The sequence below is a fragment of the Pseudomonadota bacterium genome (assembly GCA_023229365.1).
In the GTDB taxonomy this organism is placed as follows: domain Bacteria; phylum Myxococcota_A; class Polyangia; order JAAYKL01; family JAAYKL01; genus JALNZK01.
On the sequence record JALNZK010000053.1, the window covers coordinates 1 to 15,706 of the forward strand.

At 69.2% G+C, this 15,706-nt stretch carries 15 protein-coding genes; 10 read left to right on the forward strand and 5 right to left on the reverse strand.

All coding sequences use genetic code 11. The features are described 5' to 3' along the window. Nucleotides 1-1,017 precede the first annotated feature (1,017 nt). Genes M0R80_18885 through M0R80_18900 form a run of 4 tightly spaced genes read right to left on the reverse strand, consistent with a single transcriptional unit; the run spans nt 1,018 to nt 4,418 of the window. A complete protein-coding gene (locus M0R80_18885) occupies nt 1,018-1,497 on the reverse strand; it encodes a cyclic nucleotide-binding domain-containing protein (GenBank protein MCK9461700.1) in 480 nt (159 codons plus the stop codon). Nucleotides 1,498-1,499: 2 nt separating this feature from the next. Then, nucleotides 1,500-3,164, reverse strand: a complete 1,665-nt coding sequence (recN, locus tag M0R80_18890) for a DNA repair protein RecN (protein ID MCK9461701.1) — start codon at nt 3,162-3,164, stop codon at nt 1,500-1,502. A gap of 21 nt (nt 3,165-3,185) precedes the next feature. Beyond that, on the reverse strand, nt 3,186-3,746 hold the full coding sequence (locus M0R80_18895; protein MCK9461702.1) for a DJ-1/PfpI family protein: 561 nt from the start codon (nt 3,744-3,746) through the stop codon (nt 3,186-3,188). Then, nucleotides 3,747-4,418: a peptidylprolyl isomerase gene (locus M0R80_18900; GenBank protein ID MCK9461703.1), complete on the reverse strand. Its 672-nt coding sequence runs from the start codon at nt 4,416-4,418 to the stop codon at nt 3,747-3,749. Between the two features lie 163 nt (nt 4,419-4,581). Between M0R80_18900 and M0R80_18905 the strand changes: the two genes are divergently transcribed. From M0R80_18905 to M0R80_18920, 4 genes are read left to right on the forward strand one after another with little or no spacing between them, the layout of a single operon-like run. Then, a complete protein-coding gene (locus M0R80_18905) occupies nt 4,582-6,183 on the forward strand; it encodes a methyl-accepting chemotaxis protein (protein ID MCK9461704.1) in 1,602 nt (533 codons plus the stop codon). A 21-nt stretch (nt 6,184-6,204) separates the two neighbouring features. After that, complete coding sequence (locus M0R80_18910; GenBank protein ID MCK9461705.1) at nt 6,205-6,555, forward strand: twin-arginine translocase TatA/TatE family subunit; 351 nt, start codon at nt 6,205-6,207, stop codon at nt 6,553-6,555. Continuing rightward, on the forward strand, nt 6,545-7,825 hold the full coding sequence (locus M0R80_18915) for a twin-arginine translocase subunit TatC (protein ID MCK9461706.1): 1,281 nt from the start codon (nt 6,545-6,547) through the stop codon (nt 7,823-7,825). Before M0R80_18910 ends, M0R80_18915 begins: the two co-directional genes overlap by 11 nt. A 42-nt stretch (nt 7,826-7,867) precedes the next feature. Continuing rightward, nucleotides 7,868-8,944, forward strand: a complete 1,077-nt coding sequence (locus tag M0R80_18920; GenBank protein MCK9461707.1) for a hypothetical protein — start codon at nt 7,868-7,870, stop codon at nt 8,942-8,944. A gap of 396 nt (nt 8,945-9,340) precedes the next feature. Here M0R80_18920 and M0R80_18925 read toward each other — a convergent pair whose 3' ends face one another. After that, nucleotides 9,341-9,820 carry a transglycosylase SLT domain-containing protein gene (locus M0R80_18925; GenBank protein ID MCK9461708.1) on the reverse strand — a complete coding sequence of 160 codons (480 nt, stop codon included), beginning with the start codon at nt 9,818-9,820 and terminating at the stop codon, nt 9,341-9,343. Nucleotides 9,821-9,960: 140 nt separating this feature from the next. Between M0R80_18925 and M0R80_18930 the strand changes: the two genes are divergently transcribed. From M0R80_18930 to M0R80_18955, 6 genes are all read left to right on the forward strand, one after another. Then, the gene (locus M0R80_18930) at nt 9,961-11,328 is read left to right on the forward strand and encodes a L,D-transpeptidase (GenBank protein MCK9461709.1); all 1,368 of its coding nucleotides are present in this window, start codon (nt 9,961-9,963) and stop codon (nt 11,326-11,328) included. Nucleotides 11,329-11,376: 48 nt separating this feature from the next. Then, entirely contained in the window at nt 11,377-12,294 is a 918-nt protein-coding gene (locus tag M0R80_18935; GenBank protein ID MCK9461710.1) for a peptidylprolyl isomerase, read from the forward strand. 6 nt (nt 12,295-12,300) lie between these two features. Next, nucleotides 12,301-12,708 carry a hypothetical protein gene (locus tag M0R80_18940; GenBank protein MCK9461711.1) on the forward strand — a complete coding sequence of 136 codons (408 nt, stop codon included), beginning with the start codon at nt 12,301-12,303 and terminating at the stop codon, nt 12,706-12,708. Between the two features lie 108 nt (nt 12,709-12,816). Further along, nucleotides 12,817-14,103 carry a hypothetical protein gene (locus M0R80_18945; GenBank protein MCK9461712.1) on the forward strand — a complete coding sequence of 429 codons (1,287 nt, stop codon included), beginning with the start codon at nt 12,817-12,819 and terminating at the stop codon, nt 14,101-14,103. A 209-nt stretch (nt 14,104-14,312) separates the two neighbouring features. Beyond that, the gene (locus tag M0R80_18950) at nt 14,313-15,206 is read left to right on the forward strand and encodes a hypothetical protein (GenBank protein ID MCK9461713.1); all 894 of its coding nucleotides are present in this window, start codon (nt 14,313-14,315) and stop codon (nt 15,204-15,206) included. Nucleotides 15,207-15,321: 115 nt separating this feature from the next. Further along, on the forward strand, nt 15,322-15,654 hold the full coding sequence (locus M0R80_18955; GenBank protein ID MCK9461714.1) for a hypothetical protein: 333 nt from the start codon (nt 15,322-15,324) through the stop codon (nt 15,652-15,654). Nucleotides 15,655-15,706 lie beyond the last annotated feature (52 nt).

Genomic DNA, 15,706 nt, shown 5'->3' on the forward strand with positions numbered 1-15,706 from the left:
CGTCGAGGTAGACCGAGGCGAAAGGAAAGAAGCCGAGGACGACGGGAGTGGGGAAGTCGGAGGGCTGCGAAGTAGCGAAGAGTCCGGGGAACGAGAGGCGCAAGGACCCGGAGGAGCGAAGGCGGCCCGCGTCGGTACGAGCCTTGTGAGGGAGACATGGACGGAGCGAAGACTTCGGCGAACGTGTCAACGGGACTGACAAGGGTAAGGGAGAGAGCGCGCCGTGATCCGCACGGCAAGATGCTCTCGCTGAGCCACCACCGGGAACTGGGGTCAGGACCCTTCACTTGTCACATGCTATCGGTCTGTGGCGCCGCTATATGACATATGATGGGTCTTGACCCCTTCTGACCCCTGACCCCTTGACCCCTTCTGACCCCTTCTCCTCTGCCGATCCCCGAGCAGCACGCAGCGCTCACGCGCCGCATTCTGGGCCACTTCCACTACTTCGGGGTCAACGGCAACGCGAAGGCGTTGCGGACGATCCTGGTCAGGGTGGAGTGGGTATGGATCAGATGGCTCAGACGCCGGAGCCAGCGGACGCGGATGACCTGGGAACGCTTCAACCGGATGCTCCGCGAGATACCGCTCCCGAAGGTCAGGGTCTACAGGAACCTGTGGGCCGCTCCATGAGACGTACCGACAGAAGAGCCGGATGGTGGCGGCGGCGGTCGCCGTGCGGCGCCCGCTCGGCCCTGTCGGCGGCCTCTCGCGGCTCTGCACGCTCATTGGGTCGTGTTTCGCCGTCGTGATCACCACGCTCGACGCCGACGACTCTCCGATTCGGAGATTGATACCGACACTCGCTTGAGGAATGGGATGTCTTGAAATCGGTTTCGGGCAACAGGTCCATGGGTCCTGACCCCATTCTCCTGTGTCGGGCGGGAGGGCTGCGCCAAGACCCTGGCCATGTCGATCGACGCTGGGGAGCGGGCCGCGCTCGAGGCGTCGGCGGCGGCGCTGCGCAAGGTCTACGCCGACATCGGCGGCCCGAAGGGGTGAGGGGGCTGGCCCCGCTCAGTCGTGCAGGGTCCGGCGCGCGTGCTCGAGGTCGCCGTCGCGCTTGCGCAGCTCTGCCGTCGTATTGCGGAACCGGCGCACGACCACCGGCAGCATGGACGCGGCGATCGACGGCCGCTCCTTGAGCAGCCCCTGCATGCTCCACTGCGTGAGCACGAGCGCCATGACGTCGCCCACGGCGCGGATCGACGCCGTCCGCTCGTCCCCGTCGATGATCGCCATCTCGCCGACCACCGCGCCCTGGCCGAGCTCCGCCAGCACGACGGCCTCGCCGTCCGCCATCTCGTTCTCCACGCGGATCTTCCCGGAGACTATCAGGAACGCCGCGACGCCGCGCTCGCCCTGGCGGCAGAGGTACTCGCCGTCCCCGTAGGTCGCCTCGCCGCACGACTTGGCCACCGCCTTGAGATCCCGCTGCCCGAGCCCCGCGAAGATCTCGACCCGCGACAGGAAGTCGCGCCGCACCTTCCAATGCATCGTCACCTCCCTCTGCCGATCAGCTCGCGCGCCGCCGCCCGGATCTTGGCCGTCACCCGTTCGCCTCCGAGCATCTGCGCGATCTCCTCGACCCGTTCCTCCGCCCCGAGGCGCCCGACGCGCGTCACGGTGCGCCCGCCGCCCTCCTCCTTGGACACGCGGAAGTGCGCGTCGCACATCGCCGCGATCTGCGGCAGGTGCGTGACGCAGATCACCTGGTGGTGGGCCGCGACGTCGCGCAGCTTGCGGCCGACGGAGGTCGCGACGGCGCCCCCGACGCCCGCGTCCACCTCGTCGAAGACGTACGTCCCGACCGGTCCGAGCCCCGCGAGCACCCGGCGCACGGCGAGCATCACCCGCGAGAGCTCCCCGCCGGACGCCACCTTGCGCAGCGGGTGCGCGCCCTCGCCGGGGTTCAGATCGACGTACAGCTCAAGGGCGTCCGCGCCGTCCGGCCCGGGATCGCCCGCCGCGGCCCCGAGGCGCGCCTCCATCGCCGCCTTCGCGAACGCGAGATCCTCGAGCTCCTTCGTCGCCGCGGCCGAGAAGCGCGTCGCCGCGGCCCGCCTCTTCGCCGTGAGCGCCGCCGCCGCCGCCGCCGCGCGCGAGCGCGCCGCTTCGACCTCGTCGGTGGCCTCGCGCAGGGAGTCCTCGTACCGCTCGAGGGAACGGAGCTCCGCCGCGAGCCCTTCGCGCAGCGCGAGGACGCCCGCGAGGTCGACGCCGTGCTTACGGGAGAGCCGCTTGAGCGCCTCGCGCCGCTCCTCGAGCGCCTCGAGGCGGGCCGGATCCGGATCGAACCCCCGGCCGTACGCCGCGAGGGAGCGGGCCGCCTCCTCGACGAGCACCACGGCGTCGGCGAGTTGGCGCGCGTCCGGCGCGAGCGACTCGTCGTGGCGCGAGACCTCCTCGAGCGACTTGGCGAGGCCGCCGAGCCGCTCGAAGACGGAGCCGTCGGCCTCGTACAGCTCCTGGACGCCGCGCCGCGCGGTCTCGAGGAGCAGCTCCTGGTGGCGCAGGAGCCCCGCCTCGCGCTCGATCTTCTCGAGCTCGCCCGCGGCGGGCGCGATCCTGTCGATCTCGTCGATCTGGAACCGGACGAAGTCGAGCCGCGCGCCCCTGTCGCGCGCCGCCCGCTCGAGCCGGTCCAGGGCGCCCCTCGCCGCCACGAGCCGCGCGTGGGCCTCCGCCATCGCCGCCCGCAGCTTTCCGGGGACCCCGTATTCGTCGAGCAGCGCCAGCTGCACCGCGGGATCGAACAGCGTGTGGTGCTCGTGCTGGCCCATGACGCTCGCGAGCCCCGAGGCGAGCTCCCCGAGCACCGAGAGCGACGCGAGCTTGCCGTTGATCCAGCACCGGTTGCGGCCGTCCGCTGGCACGACACGCCGGACGAGCAGCTCGTCGCCCGAGGGCAGGCCGGCCTCCTCGAGCCTCTCGCGGACCCGCGGCTCGTCCGAGATGTCGAACAGCCCCTCGACCTCGGCCTCGACCGCGCCGCGCCGCACGAGCTCGGGCGAGGCCCGCCCGCCCATGAGGAGATCGAACGCCGCGATCACGAGCGACTTCCCGGCGCCGGTCTCGCCGGTGAGCGCGTTGAAGCCCGGCGCGAGCTCGAGATCCAGCTCCTCGATGAGCACGAGCTCGCGGACTCTGAGCTGCGCCAGCATCGCCTCTCGCCCCGTCCCCTCTCAGAGCGCCGCCAGGACGCCCGTGTTGACCTCGGCGGCCTTGGCGTCGCCGCGCAGGATGCGGACGAGCGCGAACGCGAGCTCCATCGCCGTGCCCGGCGCGCGGCTCGTCACGACGCGGCCCGAGATCACGACGCGCGCCTCGTTGCGCGACGGCCCGGGCAACTCCTCGGCCATGCCGGGGTGGCAGGTCGCCTCGCGCCCCGCGAGCAGCCCCGCGCGCTCGAGCGCGATGGGCGCGGCGCAGATCGCGGCGACCCAGCCGCCGCCGTCGTGGGCGCGTTGCAGGATCGAGATGATCCGCGGATCGTCGCGCAGGGTGGTCGAGCCGGGCATGCCGCCGGGCAGGAAGACGAGATCGAACGCCGGCCCCGCGGCCGCGCCGTCGAGCTCGCGGTCGGGCCTGACGGCGATCCCGGAGCGGCCCGTGACGAGCCCGGGCGCGACCCCCGCGACCACCACCTCGACCCCCGCGCGCCGCAGGATGTCGACGATCGTGAAAGCCTCGATCTCCTCGAACCCCGCGGCCAGCGGGACCAGCGCTCGCTTGGGCATGGGCATCTACGGCAGGATCGCCGCGCTCTTGATGTAGTCGAGCTTCGGGAACTTCGCCTTGAGGTACTTGGCGCCCTTCTCGGCGATCTTGCCCTGGTCCGGGCCGTCGCCGCGCGGCCAGCCCTCGCCGTAGCCGTCGTAGAGCCTGTCGACGACGTCCATGCCGGGCTCGCGCACCTTGCCGAACGGCGCGAACCGCATGCCGTCGAGCGAGAGGTTGTCCTTGAAGTTGATGAAGAACTGCGTCGTGCGCGAGTTCTTGCCGGCCATGGCGAAGGTCACCATGCCGCGCCTGTTGCTCTCGACGACCGGATCGTCCTCGATCCGCTTCTCGCGCCACTTCGTGTTGAGCTCCGGCACGCCGCTCAAGCCGGCTTGCGCCATGAACCCCTTGATCACGCGGAAGAAGGCGACGTTCGTGTAGTAGCGGTGCTTCACGAGCGTGTAGAACCTGTCCGCGCCCCTCGGCGCCCAGTCCCGCGTCACGTCGACGACGACGTCGCCCTCGGTCGTGACCAGCTTCACCGCGTACTGCGCCGGCGCCTGCTCGTCCGCCTCCGGCACCTCCATGCCCGGCCCGGCCTCGGCCCCCGCCTTCGCCTCCGTCCTCGCGACGCCGGCGCCGATCACGACCATCCCGACCAGGGCCAACGCGACGGCACTGTATTTCAGCTCCATGCTCTCGTCCTTTCTCCAGCCGACGAGATTCTAGCCCATTTTCGGGCAAAGGGAACGGCCGCGTGCGGCGCGGAGGGTCCCGGCGCGCTTGACGTTTGCCGAAACGGGCTATTATGTACGTTCCGCGTCCGGCTTTTCGGCTTTCGCGGGAGGGGTGGATCGAATGAAGCGGGGTCTACTGGAGCTCGTGGCGGCGGCGGCGGCGGTGGCGTGCCTCGCCGTGGGCGCCCTCGCGCCCGATCTCGGCGCTGTCTCTCTCGTCGCGGTCGTCCCGATCGCGTGGCTCGCGATCTCCGGCGCCCTCCTCAGGCGGGGGCTCGGCCGGCTGGCCGGGATGCTGGAGCGCGCGCGCAAGGACGAGGACGCGCCGGTTGCGCCCATGGGCGGCGCCCTCGCGGAGACGAGCCGGGCGCTCGCGGCGTTCGTGGACGACTGCCGCGGGGAGGCGCGCAACACGCGGACCATGGCCGGCGGGCTCAAGGCGCAGCTCAAGGCCACCGGGGATCTGGTCGAGGCGCTCGCCGCCGGGCTCGCCGAGCAGCGCACGTCGGTGCGGCGCAACAACGAGGCGATCGCCGAGATGTCCGGCTCGCTCAAGGACATCGCCGTGCACGTCGAGACGCTCGCGACCTCGGCCGAGGAGAGCTCCTCCTCCATCCTCGAGATGACCACGACCAACGAGGAGGTCGCCGAGAACATGTCGTCGATGGGCAACTCGGTGCGCGAGACGGTCAGCTCGATAGGCGAGATGGCGTACTCCGTGAAGGAGGTGGCGCGGAACATCGAGGCGCTCTCGACCACGGCGGAGGAGACGTCCTCGGCGGTGAACGAGATGGACGTCACCATCGATCAGGTGCAGTCCAACGCGAACGACACCGCGATCATCTCGGAGAACGTGGCCCGCGACGCGGAGCGGGCCGCGGACGCGGTCGTCAAGACGCTCGGCGCGATCCAGCAGATCAAGGACACGAGCCAGGAAGCGGTGAACGTCATCTCCAGCCTGGGCCAGAAGATCGAGGCGATCGGCCACATCCTGAACGTGATCGACGACGTCGCCGAGCAGACGAACCTCCTCGCCCTGAACGCCGCCATCATCGCGGCGCAGGCGGGCGAACACGGCAAGGGGTTCGCCGTCGTGGCGGACGAGATCAAGGATCTCGCCGAGCGGTCCGGCGTGTCGACCAAGGAGATCGCGGACCTCATCAAGGCGATCCAGGCGGAGTCGCGCAACGCCATCGCCGCGGTGGAGCGCGGCAACTCCAACGTCGATAAGGGCGTGGAGGTCTCGGCCGACGCCGAGCGCGCGCTGAAGAAGATCCTCGAGAGCTCCCAGAAGTCGACGAACATGATGCGCGCCATCGCCCGCGCCACGGTGGAGCAGTCCAAGGGCTCGAAGCAGGTCACGGACACGATCAACAGGATCGCCGAGACCGTGCAGCAGATCGCCAAGGCGACGGGGGAGCAGGCGCGCGGATCGGAGCTGATCATCAAGGGCGCCGAGAAGATGCGGTCGATCACCCAGCACGTGGAGCGCTCGACGCAGGAGCAGGCGAAGGGCGGGCGGCAGATCACCACCGCGATCGAGTCCATCTCGAAGATGGTCAACCAGCTCAACCTCGCGCACCACCAGCAGCAGCAGGCGGTCGAGCGCATCATCGATCTCTCGTCCCGCGTGGAGCGCATCTCCAAGGAGCAGGAGGACAACCTGCGCCGCGTCCGGGACGGCTTCTCGTCGATCGAGCGGGCGATCGAGGTCGCCGACTAGCGGCGCCGGCGGGAGGCCAGCGTGTTCGGCATCGGTTGGACGGAGCTCCTCGTCATCGCGATCGCTTTCCTCATCTTCCTCGGGCCCAAGGAGATCCCCCGGGTGTTCAACAAGCTCGGCCGCCTCATGCGGGAGCTGAACGCGGCGAGCCGGGAGCTGCGCAACCAGCTCGAGGTCGAGGTGCGGGACATCCCCACGCCGCAGAAGATCGCGGACGAGATCGCGCAGGAGCTGAAGGACGCCGCGGCGGAGCCCTACGAGGAGATGCGGAAGCTCGACGCGGAGCTCAAGCGGGAGGCGGGCGCTCTCGACGCGGAGCCGGCGAGGGCGGCGGCGGATCCCGCCCCGCCGCAGGACGATCATGGGCGGTGAGGGCGGCAAGATGACGTTCCTCGAGCACCTCGAGGAGCTGCGGCGCCGCATCATCTACTGCGTCGTCGCCGTGGCCGGCGGGATCGTCGTGTGCTGGATCTTCCGCGAGGAGATCCGCGCGTTCCTCGAGGCGCCGCTCTACACCGCGTGGTCCCGCGTCGAGGGGCTCCCTCCCGCGCAGCCGCTCAGCTTCACGAGCCTCATCGAGCCGTTCATGGCGTACCTCAAGCTGTCGGCGATAGGCGGCGTGTTCCTTGCGGTGCCCGCGATCCTCTACAACCTCTGGAAGTTCATCGCGCCGGGCCTCTACAAGCGGGAGCGGAAGGTCGCCCTCCCGTTCGTCTTCGTCTCGTCGCTCCTGTTCCTCGGCGGCTCGACGCTCTGCTACGCGTTCGTCTTCCCGATCGGCATCCAGTTCTTCCTCGAGTTCGCCGCGGGCGGCACGCCGGAGGAGCAGACGGTCTCGATCGTCACGGAGCCGCCCGCCTCGATCGCGCCCGCGGAGGCTGAGGCGACGGCGCGCGCACCGATCGCGCCCGCGGAGCCGGACGGCGGGAGCGCGGACGGTGGGGTCGAGGTCGCGTCCGACGCCGGGGTCGAGGAGGCGCGGGCGCCGATCGAGGCCGCCTCGCCGGACGCGCGCCGCGAGGTGAAGCCCGCCGCGCACGAGGAGCCGAGCCTCGTCGACCTCGCGCTCGAGAAGCTCCTGCGGGAGGGGTGCGGGGAGCTCACCGCGCAGGCGGACCCGGCGGGGGCGGCGTCGCTGCGCTACACGTGGCACGAAGGGGAGTGCGGCGCGATCCCCGAGATCATGTCGCTCAAGCGCGACGGCGCGATGGTCGAGGTCGGGTGGGAGAAGGCCGCCGACGCCCCTTCGGGCTACGCGGTGCTCGCGGCGCGGGACGCGCCGGAGAGGGGCGGCAGGCACGAGTACGTCCTGCACACGCTCAGCCGCGGCGACACGGGGCGCAAGCTCGCGCCGATCCTCATGCTCTCCGACTACCTGTCGTTCTCGATCAAGCTCCTGTTCGCGTTCGGCATCCTGTTCGAGCTGCCGGTGCTCGTCGTGTTCCTCGCGCTCGCGGGGATCGTGGACCACAAGCAGCTCCTCAAGTTCAGCCGGTGGTTCATCGTGCTCGCGCTGATCGTCGGCGCCGTGATGACGACGCCGGACATGATCACGCAGATCATGTTCGCCGGGCCGCTCATCGTGCTCTACTTCATCTCGGTGCTGATCGCGTACTTCATCGAGCGGAAGCGAAAGGCGTAGAGTCGAACCCGCGCGACTCGTACAATGGTACGAGGAGATCAGATGGCCTTCGTCCTATCCATGAAACGATTTCTTGGTGCGCTCCTTTCCCTGGCGTTGTCCGTGCTCGTTGTATTCGCCTGCGGCTGCTGGGGCTCGGGTGGATCCGGCGCCGCGCCCGACGGCGGCGGTGGCGATTCGGGTACGGATGTGGACACGGACGTCGACGGCGACACGGATGTTGATTCAGACAGCGATACCGATGCCGGCACGGAGACGGACACGGAGTTCGTCTGCGAGGGACTCCTCGTCTTCCCGGATCCGGGCCTCCAAGACGCGGTATGCCAAATCCTCGGCGCGTACGGCTACGATACGGACACCTGCCTCGACGGCGTGCCCGCCGAGGACGTCGCTGCGATGACGTTCCTGGACTTCAGCGACTACACGGTTACCGATCTCACGGGTGTCCAGTGCATGACCTCGCTGACGTTTCTTGTCATCTCCACGCAGAGCATCGATGACATTTCGCCCCTGGCCGGCGCGACTGCGCTCACGACGTTATGGGCGGAAAGAGATGAAATCTGGGACATCTCGCCGCTCGCCGGGCTCACCCAGCTCACGCAGGTGATTCTCAGCTTGAACGAGATCTCCGATATCTCACCGCTCGCCGGCTTGTCACAGCTGACGACTCTTCAACTAAATCGCAACGTGATCACCGACATCTCGCCAATCGCCGGTTTGACACAGCTCACTTCGTTAGGACTTGCTTACAACGCCTTTTCGGATCTCACTCCTCTTGCCGGGCTCACCATCTTGGAGAGCTTAGAATTGGAAGGAAACGGAATTTCGGACATCGGCTCGCTCGAAGCTCTAGTGGGACTCGAAAACTTGTATGTCAGGTCGAACGATATTTCCGATCTGGGGATAGTTCCTGAGATGATCAGCCTCGCCGAGCTCGACGCCGCGTTGAACGACATCACCGATCTTTCTCCGTTGGTGAGCAACGAATCGTGCGCGGAAGGCTGCGTCGTGCACGTGGAATACAACCCGATCGATTGCGAGGCGCAGGCCGCCAACATCGACGCGCTGACGGGTCGAGGCGTTCAGCTGATGTGCGACTGCGACGCCTGCTACCCGTGAGCCCAATGAACTGATTGCCCCGCCCCCCTTCGACCGGCTCAGGACAAGTTCGAGACGGCCTTCGGCCTCCCCTTCGACAGGCTCAGGACAAGGCTCAGGATGGCGGACCGAACACAACCACCGTGCTCTAAATAACTGCGACTCGGTCCGCTACACTCGCCAAGAAAATATCTCTCGCTGCCCACGGACCGCGGGGTCGAGCCCCGCGGCAACGATGCGCCTTCGCGCTGACGCGTTTCGGCGCACGGCCTTCGGCCAAGACAAGAGAGGTCCGGCTTTGCCCGAAGGGCGTCCTCCTGAGCGCCTTGCGCGAAGGAGGATCGTTGCCGCGCTCCTCGTGGGCGCGGCTGACAGCGAGGCCGGCGTTCATTTGATCTGGACCGAGGAGCAGCTATCCTAGGAGATGTCCTCGCAGCCGCCGGGCTTGAGGTTGCAGTAGAGCCGCATGACGCGGCTCCCGTAGCCGTTCCGCTTGCACTTGCCCGAGTTGTACGCGGAGAGCCAAACGGACATGTCGTCCGGCCCGCACTCGTTCTGCCAGAAGAGGAGGTGGCTCACGCCGACGCGGACGTTCGTCCGGGGGTCGCTCAGGTCCTCCTTGGTGACGCCCTTGTTGATGGTCCGCACGAGCGCGCCGTACGGGAAGATCTGCATGAGCCCGACCTCGCCGCGCTTCCCGGCGACGTTCGGCCGGAAGCTGCTCTCCCGGTAGATGATCGCGACCATCAGGAACGGGTCGATCTCCGGCTGCACCGCCTGCGCCTCCTCCACGATGATCTCCGCGTAGGAGGCGGCCCGCGCCTGCTCGGCGTCGGAGCTCCACAGCGGCATCACCGACAGGATCGCCGACGTCACGGCGGGAACGAGGCTCTCCATCCGCTCGACCTCCCTCGAAGGCAATAGTATGCGGGTGGTTCGAAACACGTCAAGGCCGCCGCGCGTTCGGGATCGTTGCGCGAATTGGAGAACGGCCGCGGGGCGAGGTATGTTCCTCCTGGGAGCGCGAGGGAGAGACGATGGCGGGAGACCGGACGAGGACGCTAGGGAGGGCCGCGCTGGCGGGCGCGTTGGCGCTCCTCGCCGCGGCGGGGAGCGCGTCGGCGACGACCGTGTCGATCCCCCCGACCGAGCCCTGCACGGGCGCGGCGCCGGCGCCCATCGATCCCGCGCCGTACGACGCGGTGCTCGGCGATCCGCCGGGGTGCGCCTCCGTGATCGTCGACACCGAGCAGGCGACCATCCGCAGGGAGCCGGACGCGAGGTCCAAGCGCCGCGGCGTGGCGATGCGGGGCGCGCGGCTGCCCGCGCTCGGGAGGAAGTCCGGGCCCGGCTGCGCCGACGCCTGGTACCGCGTCCACGATCGGGGCTGGATCTGCGGCATGAGCGTGACCACGAGCCTCGAGCCCGCCGCGGCGCCGCGCTACCCCGTCGTGCCCGAGGGCGAGGTGACGCCGTGGCCGTACGCGTTCGTCCGCGACTCGGCGATCGAGTACCGGTTCGCCGGCGGCGCCCTCGAGGAGGTCCGCGAGCTCCTCAAGGGGTTCGGGTTCGGGGTCGCCGGTACGACGAGCTTCGACGGGCGGGCGTTCCTCAAGACCGCGGAGGGGAACCTCGTGCCGCGCGGCACGGCCGGGATCACGTCGCGGCTGAGCGAGCTCTCGGGCGTCGAGATCGTCGACGGCCGGCCGTGGCCCGTGGGCTGGGTGAACGCCAAGACGGCGTGGGCGTACGACGCGCCGTCGCGGGAGAAGCGCCACCGGGTGGCGCAGGCGGACAGGTACGCCGTCATCGAGGTGCTGGAGACCGCGGGGGAGGGGAAGCGCGGCTTCGTGCGCTTCGACGACGGCGCGTGGTTCTCGGCCGCCGACGTGCGGATCGCCCGACCGGCGACGCGCCCCGCGATCGTCGGCGCGCGGGAGAAGTGGATCGACGTCGACCTCGAGCGGCAGGTGATCACGGCGTATGCCGGGGACGCGCCGGTGTACGCCACGTTGGTGTCGACCGGCCGCGGCGGCAAGTCGAAGACGGTGAAGGGAGACTACCGCATCTGGGCCAAGGTCGCCGCGATCGCGATGGACAACACCGAGGAGGCGATCGAGGCGAACGAGGCGCTCGAGCTCGCGGACGCCGGCGTGCCGCTCGAGGAGGTGAACCTCTACTCGCTGCGCGACGTGCCGTGGACGCAGTTCTTCTTCGAGAGCTTCGCGCTGCACGGCGTGTACTGGCACGACCGCTTCGGCAACCGCCGCAGCCACGGCTGCGTCAACCTCTCCCCGATCGACGCGCGCTGGTTCTACGAGTGGACCGAGCCGCGCGTCCCGGACGGCTGGTGGGCGATCCACCCCGTCGAGAAGACCGAGGGGACGCTCGTCCACGTCCGGTGACGCGAGACGTCCTTCATTTTAAGCGCCGCGACCTGTAGAATTCCCCGCATGTGCCGAGGCCCGCTCCAACTCGTCGCGCTCGCGTCCCTCGCGGCGCTCCCGATCGCCTGCGACGGCGGGCGCGGCGCGGCGCCGGGCGGCGGAGGCGATCCGGCGGCGGGGCGGGCGCGGGTCGAGGCGTCGAGCGTCGCGGCGGTCGTGGACGGCGAGCCCGTCGGGTTGGACGAGGTCCGCGCGCTCATGGAGGACGCGGACGCGGGGCTCACCGCACGGGAGGCGCTCGACGCGCTGATAGAAGAGATCCTCCTCGCGCGGGAGGCCGGGCGGCGGGGTGTGGGGGGCGTCGATGTTGACGTCGAGCGAAAGCGCGCCCTGGCGCGCAGCCTGCTGCTCGAGATCGGCGACCGGACGACGCCGGACGCCATCGACGAGGCGACCCTGCGCGAGGACTACGAGGCGCAGAAGGAGCGGTTCGTGCACGGGAGGGAGCGGCGCGTGATCCACGCCGTCGTGAGGACGGGCAAGGGCGGGATGAGGGATCCGGTCGCCGCCGAGGCGTTGGCGCGCAGGATCCGCGTCGCCATGGACGGCGTCGCGGACGGTGACGACTTCGAGGCGCGCGCGAAGCGGTTCGAGCGGGAGGCCGGCAGGACTTTGAAGATCGAGCGGCTGCCACCCTTCGCCGAGGGGACGAAGCGCTTCGTCCGCGAGTTCGTCGACGCGGCGTTCGCCGTGCCCGGGCGAGGGGGGCTCTCGCCCGCGTTCCCGACGTCGTTCGGGTGGCACGTGCTGCTCGTCATCGAGGAGCTTCCGGCGCAGGACGTGGCGTTTGCCGAGGCGCGCGAGACGCTCGCAGAGGAGCGCCTTCCGTCCGAGCGCCGTCTCGCCCTCGAGCAGCTGCTCGAGCGGCTCGAGCGCGAGAACCCGGTGTTCGTGTACGAGTCGCCCGCCCGGGAGGCGGAGTAGATCCGGATGGCGGACGAGCACGCAGCCGTTCCGTGCCGGGACTCGACCGAGTCGCCGTTCGCGCGGATCCTGTCGGAGCTCGTGTCCGTCTGCGAGGGCTTCGAGACGGCCGTGTTTTTCGACGACTTGGGGGAGACGATCGACTACCACTCGTACCTGGATCCCTTCAGCGCACGCCTCGTCGCCGCGCACCACGGCGTGCTCTTCTCCTCGGCGAAACATCGGCTCGAGTGGCTCGGCGCCGGATCCGCGACGCACCTGGAGATCTACGCCTCGAACCGCGACAGCGTCACGATGCGCATCGCCGAGGGGTACTACATGACGGTGGTCGTGCGCGCCGGCACCCTGTCCGAGGAGCTCTTCGTCAGGATCGCCGAGGTCGCCGTCGAGTTCTGCACCGAGGCCGGGCTCTGAAGGGACCGGCGAGCGGCGCTGTCCCTTGCGGTCGGAGAGGGGAACGAGTTATCAGGGAGTCTGTTTCGAGCCGTGCGCGCGAAGCGCTCGGCGTGACCGGAGGACAGGATGAGGAGAACCATTGGACTTATGGCCCGTGCCGGGTTGCTCGCAACGTGCGCGGCGTGCGGTACGCGCCAGCCGGTCGCCGAGGCGCCGCCGCCCGAGCCGGTCCGCGTCTCGGGAGACACCTGCCCGAGCCCGACCGTCGGCGCGAACGTCGCCGTCACCTCGGCGCTCGGCGAGGCGAGCTCGCCGGTGGTCGCTTTCGACGGCGAGGGTTTCACGATCGCGTGGTGGGGCATGCGCGGGAAGTTCCCCTCCGTGAGCACCGTGCGCGTCGACAGGTCCGGCGCGTCGCCGTCGCCGATGGAGATGCTGCCGCACGACGGCGTCGCGAAGGAGCAGACCCTGGCCGTGGACAGCGCCGAGACGCACGTCGTGTGGATGGACGACTCCGCGGTGAAGTCGATGCGCCTCCCGGCAGACGGGAAGGGTCCCGCCGAGATCGCCGGCCGCGCCACCGCGGCCGCGGGCGGTCCGCGCGGCGCCGTCGCGTGGGTGGAGAAGGGCGTGCTCTACTTCCTTTCCGACGGCATGCTGCCGCCTCCGGACAGGAAGGGCGAGATCGTCGAGCCGCCGCCGACCGTCGTCGCGCGGGGAGGCATCGAGGATCCGCGCGTCGCCTGGAACGGCGAGCAGTACGCGGTCGCGTGGTCGGCGTCCTTAGCGGGCGGCCGCGAGATCCTGCTACAGCGCGTGTCGAACGCCGGCGCGCTCGTCGGCGCTCCTGTGAAGGTCTCCGGCATGGCGGGGGTCTCCCGCAACCCCGAGGTCGTGGCCGCGCCGAGCGGGTTCGCCGTCGTCTGGACAAACGCGGCGCCCGAGGAGAACAACCCGCGCGACAGGTTCTGGATCTTCTTCGCCGTGGTGCCGACCAAGGGCGACGCCCCGACGCTGACCCGGCAGCTCGAGTTCAACGGCTCCGCGGACCACGTCGCGATCGCGGCGGCGGGCGCCGAGTACGGCCTCGCGTGGGTCGGGAGCAAGGAGCCGATGGGGTCCGCGGTGTTCTTCGCGCGGCTCGACGGCGACGGGAAGCCGCTCGGCGCGATCGTGCGCGTCTCGGACGACAAGCCGCTCACCTGCGGCCGCCCGTCGCTCGCGTTCGCCGGGGACGGATACGGCGTGGCGTGGCACGACGACCGGAGCCAGACCGGCTCCGAGATCCTGTTCTCCTTCCTCGCGTGCGGCGAGCCCGCGCCCGAGGCCGCCGACGCCGGCGTCGCCCCGGAGCCCGAGGCTGCGCCCGCGCCCAAGCCCGACGAGCCGAAGCTGAAGAAGCTGTTCGAGTAGCGGCGTCGGCTCGCTCTGAAACCGGCGTCGGTTCTCCGTCTGAGAACGACCTGTGATGTCACACCTGTACGGCTTGTTTTTTTTTTTTTGAGAGATAGTGCGGGAAGAGGGCATGCCTTCCTTGAGAGAACGGGGTCGGCTCGGCAGGGGACCGGGCCGAAGGGGATGAGGCCGCCATGAGCGGCCGACAACAAGAAGGAGGAAGCGACATGGATCGCATGAAGGTATTCGTGTGCGCGACGGTCGTCGCGATGGTGATGGGGTTCGTCTCGAGCGCGAGCGCGCAGGAGGATAACGCGGCGTTGGAGGACCAGATCGTGGTCACGTACGACGAGGCGCCCTACGTCGATGCCGAGGGGAACATCGACTACGAGCTCGGCAAGGTTTTCGCGGAGCTCGTCGAGAGCTACGTCGACGAGGACGGCACCAAGTGGGAGGTGTGGCTCGACGAATTCGGCGGGCACATGTGGACCGAGTACCTGACCACCGAGGGCACCCGCGGCGCAGAGGATCTCTTCGTCCCGTACTACGTGGTGGTGTATCGCTCAGGTCTGCCTTACGTGTACTACACGGTGCCCGGCACGACCTGCGGATACATTGAGTACGCGAGCACCTGCGGGACGAACTGCTACAAGTGGAACCTCTGCCACGACAGCTCGTCCAGGAACTGCGACCCGTCCAACGTCACCGAGATCGCGGCCAGGGCGACCTCGGACTACGACTACTGCGATGCGAACTACGTCGGCTTCTACGCCGATCCCTACGATCCTGACAACGGCACTTGGAAAAGGGCCAAAAACGACCCCGGTAGCCCCCCCGGTGCCGAAAACGACCCCATCGCGCAGCCCGTCGCGAGGCCATCGCGAGGCCATCGCGAGGCCATCGCGAGGCCATCGCGAGGTCATCGCCAGCCCACCGCGCACCCCATCGCGACTCGGGCTCTATTCGACCGCCCTCCTTGCCGAGGCGAGCAACCGGACACGCCCTGTCTCAATGGTGCCATACTCCTTCAGCAGTGGTCGGAGCGCCGAGGACGTGGACGGGTTCGAGAGGGAAACGCCACTATCCAGAGAAACCGCCTGCACACGAACCGTGGTGGCTAGACGCTCGCGGAAGGAGGCCTAAATGAAGTCATCGAAACGGCCCTCGGCACGAACTGGCCGGGAGGACTCGTCTTGGCGTCCCTGGTACGCGCACTCGGACCGGTGGGACGTGGTCGTGACGAAGCGCAAGGTTGAGGGGAAGTCGACGACTGTGTATGAACCGAAGCGGGTCGATCCGGCGTTCGGCGGTTCGGTGGAGCTGCGCGTCGGAGCAGAGTTCGCGTTGTTCGTCTCGTCTAACGAAGACGACGGCCGCTACGTCGTTCCGCTGTCACACGACCAGATCCGTCGCCTGCACGAAACCCTCTCCGACGTGGAGCACGGCAGTCTCTCCGCTTCGGCTGCCCGCCAGCGTCTCCGCCGGCTCGGCGTTCCGCGCCGGCTGACGACCGAGGAAGAGGAGTTCGTGAGGAAGGCCGTGCGGATGATGCTGCGCGCGCGCGGCTGACAAGGCTTCAGGCTCTCAGATTGCCGCCCTGAACCCAGTCTTCCCCCTCGGA

Coding starts and splice junctions, on each gene's coding strand:
- M0R80_18900 (MCK9461703.1), bottom strand. CDS start 4,418: ATGGAGCTGAAATACAGTGCCGTCGCGTTGGCCCTGGTCGGGATGGTC.
- M0R80_18930 (MCK9461709.1), top strand. CDS start 9,961: ATGGCGGGAGACCGGACGAGGACGCTAGGGAGGGCCGCGCTGGCGGGC.
- recN (MCK9461701.1), bottom strand. CDS start 3,164: ATGCTGGCGCAGCTCAGAGTCCGCGAGCTCGTGCTCATCGAGGAGCTG.
- M0R80_18950 (MCK9461713.1), top strand. CDS start 14,313: ATGGATCGCATGAAGGTATTCGTGTGCGCGACGGTCGTCGCGATGGTG.
- M0R80_18920 (MCK9461707.1), top strand. CDS start 7,868: ATGGCCTTCGTCCTATCCATGAAACGATTTCTTGGTGCGCTCCTTTCC.
- M0R80_18895 (MCK9461702.1), bottom strand. CDS start 3,746: ATGCCCATGCCCAAGCGAGCGCTGGTCCCGCTGGCCGCGGGGTTCGAG.
- M0R80_18885 (MCK9461700.1), bottom strand. CDS start 1,497: ATGCATTGGAAGGTGCGGCGCGACTTCCTGTCGCGGGTCGAGATCTTC.
- M0R80_18925 (MCK9461708.1), bottom strand. CDS start 9,820: ATGGAGAGCCTCGTTCCCGCCGTGACGTCGGCGATCCTGTCGGTGATG.
- M0R80_18905 (MCK9461704.1), top strand. CDS start 4,582: ATGAAGCGGGGTCTACTGGAGCTCGTGGCGGCGGCGGCGGCGGTGGCG.
- M0R80_18935 (MCK9461710.1), top strand. CDS start 11,377: ATGTGCCGAGGCCCGCTCCAACTCGTCGCGCTCGCGTCCCTCGCGGCG.
- M0R80_18945 (MCK9461712.1), top strand. CDS start 12,817: ATGAGGAGAACCATTGGACTTATGGCCCGTGCCGGGTTGCTCGCAACG.
- M0R80_18940 (MCK9461711.1), top strand. CDS start 12,301: ATGGCGGACGAGCACGCAGCCGTTCCGTGCCGGGACTCGACCGAGTCG.
- M0R80_18915 (MCK9461706.1), top strand. CDS start 6,545: ATGGGCGGTGAGGGCGGCAAGATGACGTTCCTCGAGCACCTCGAGGAG.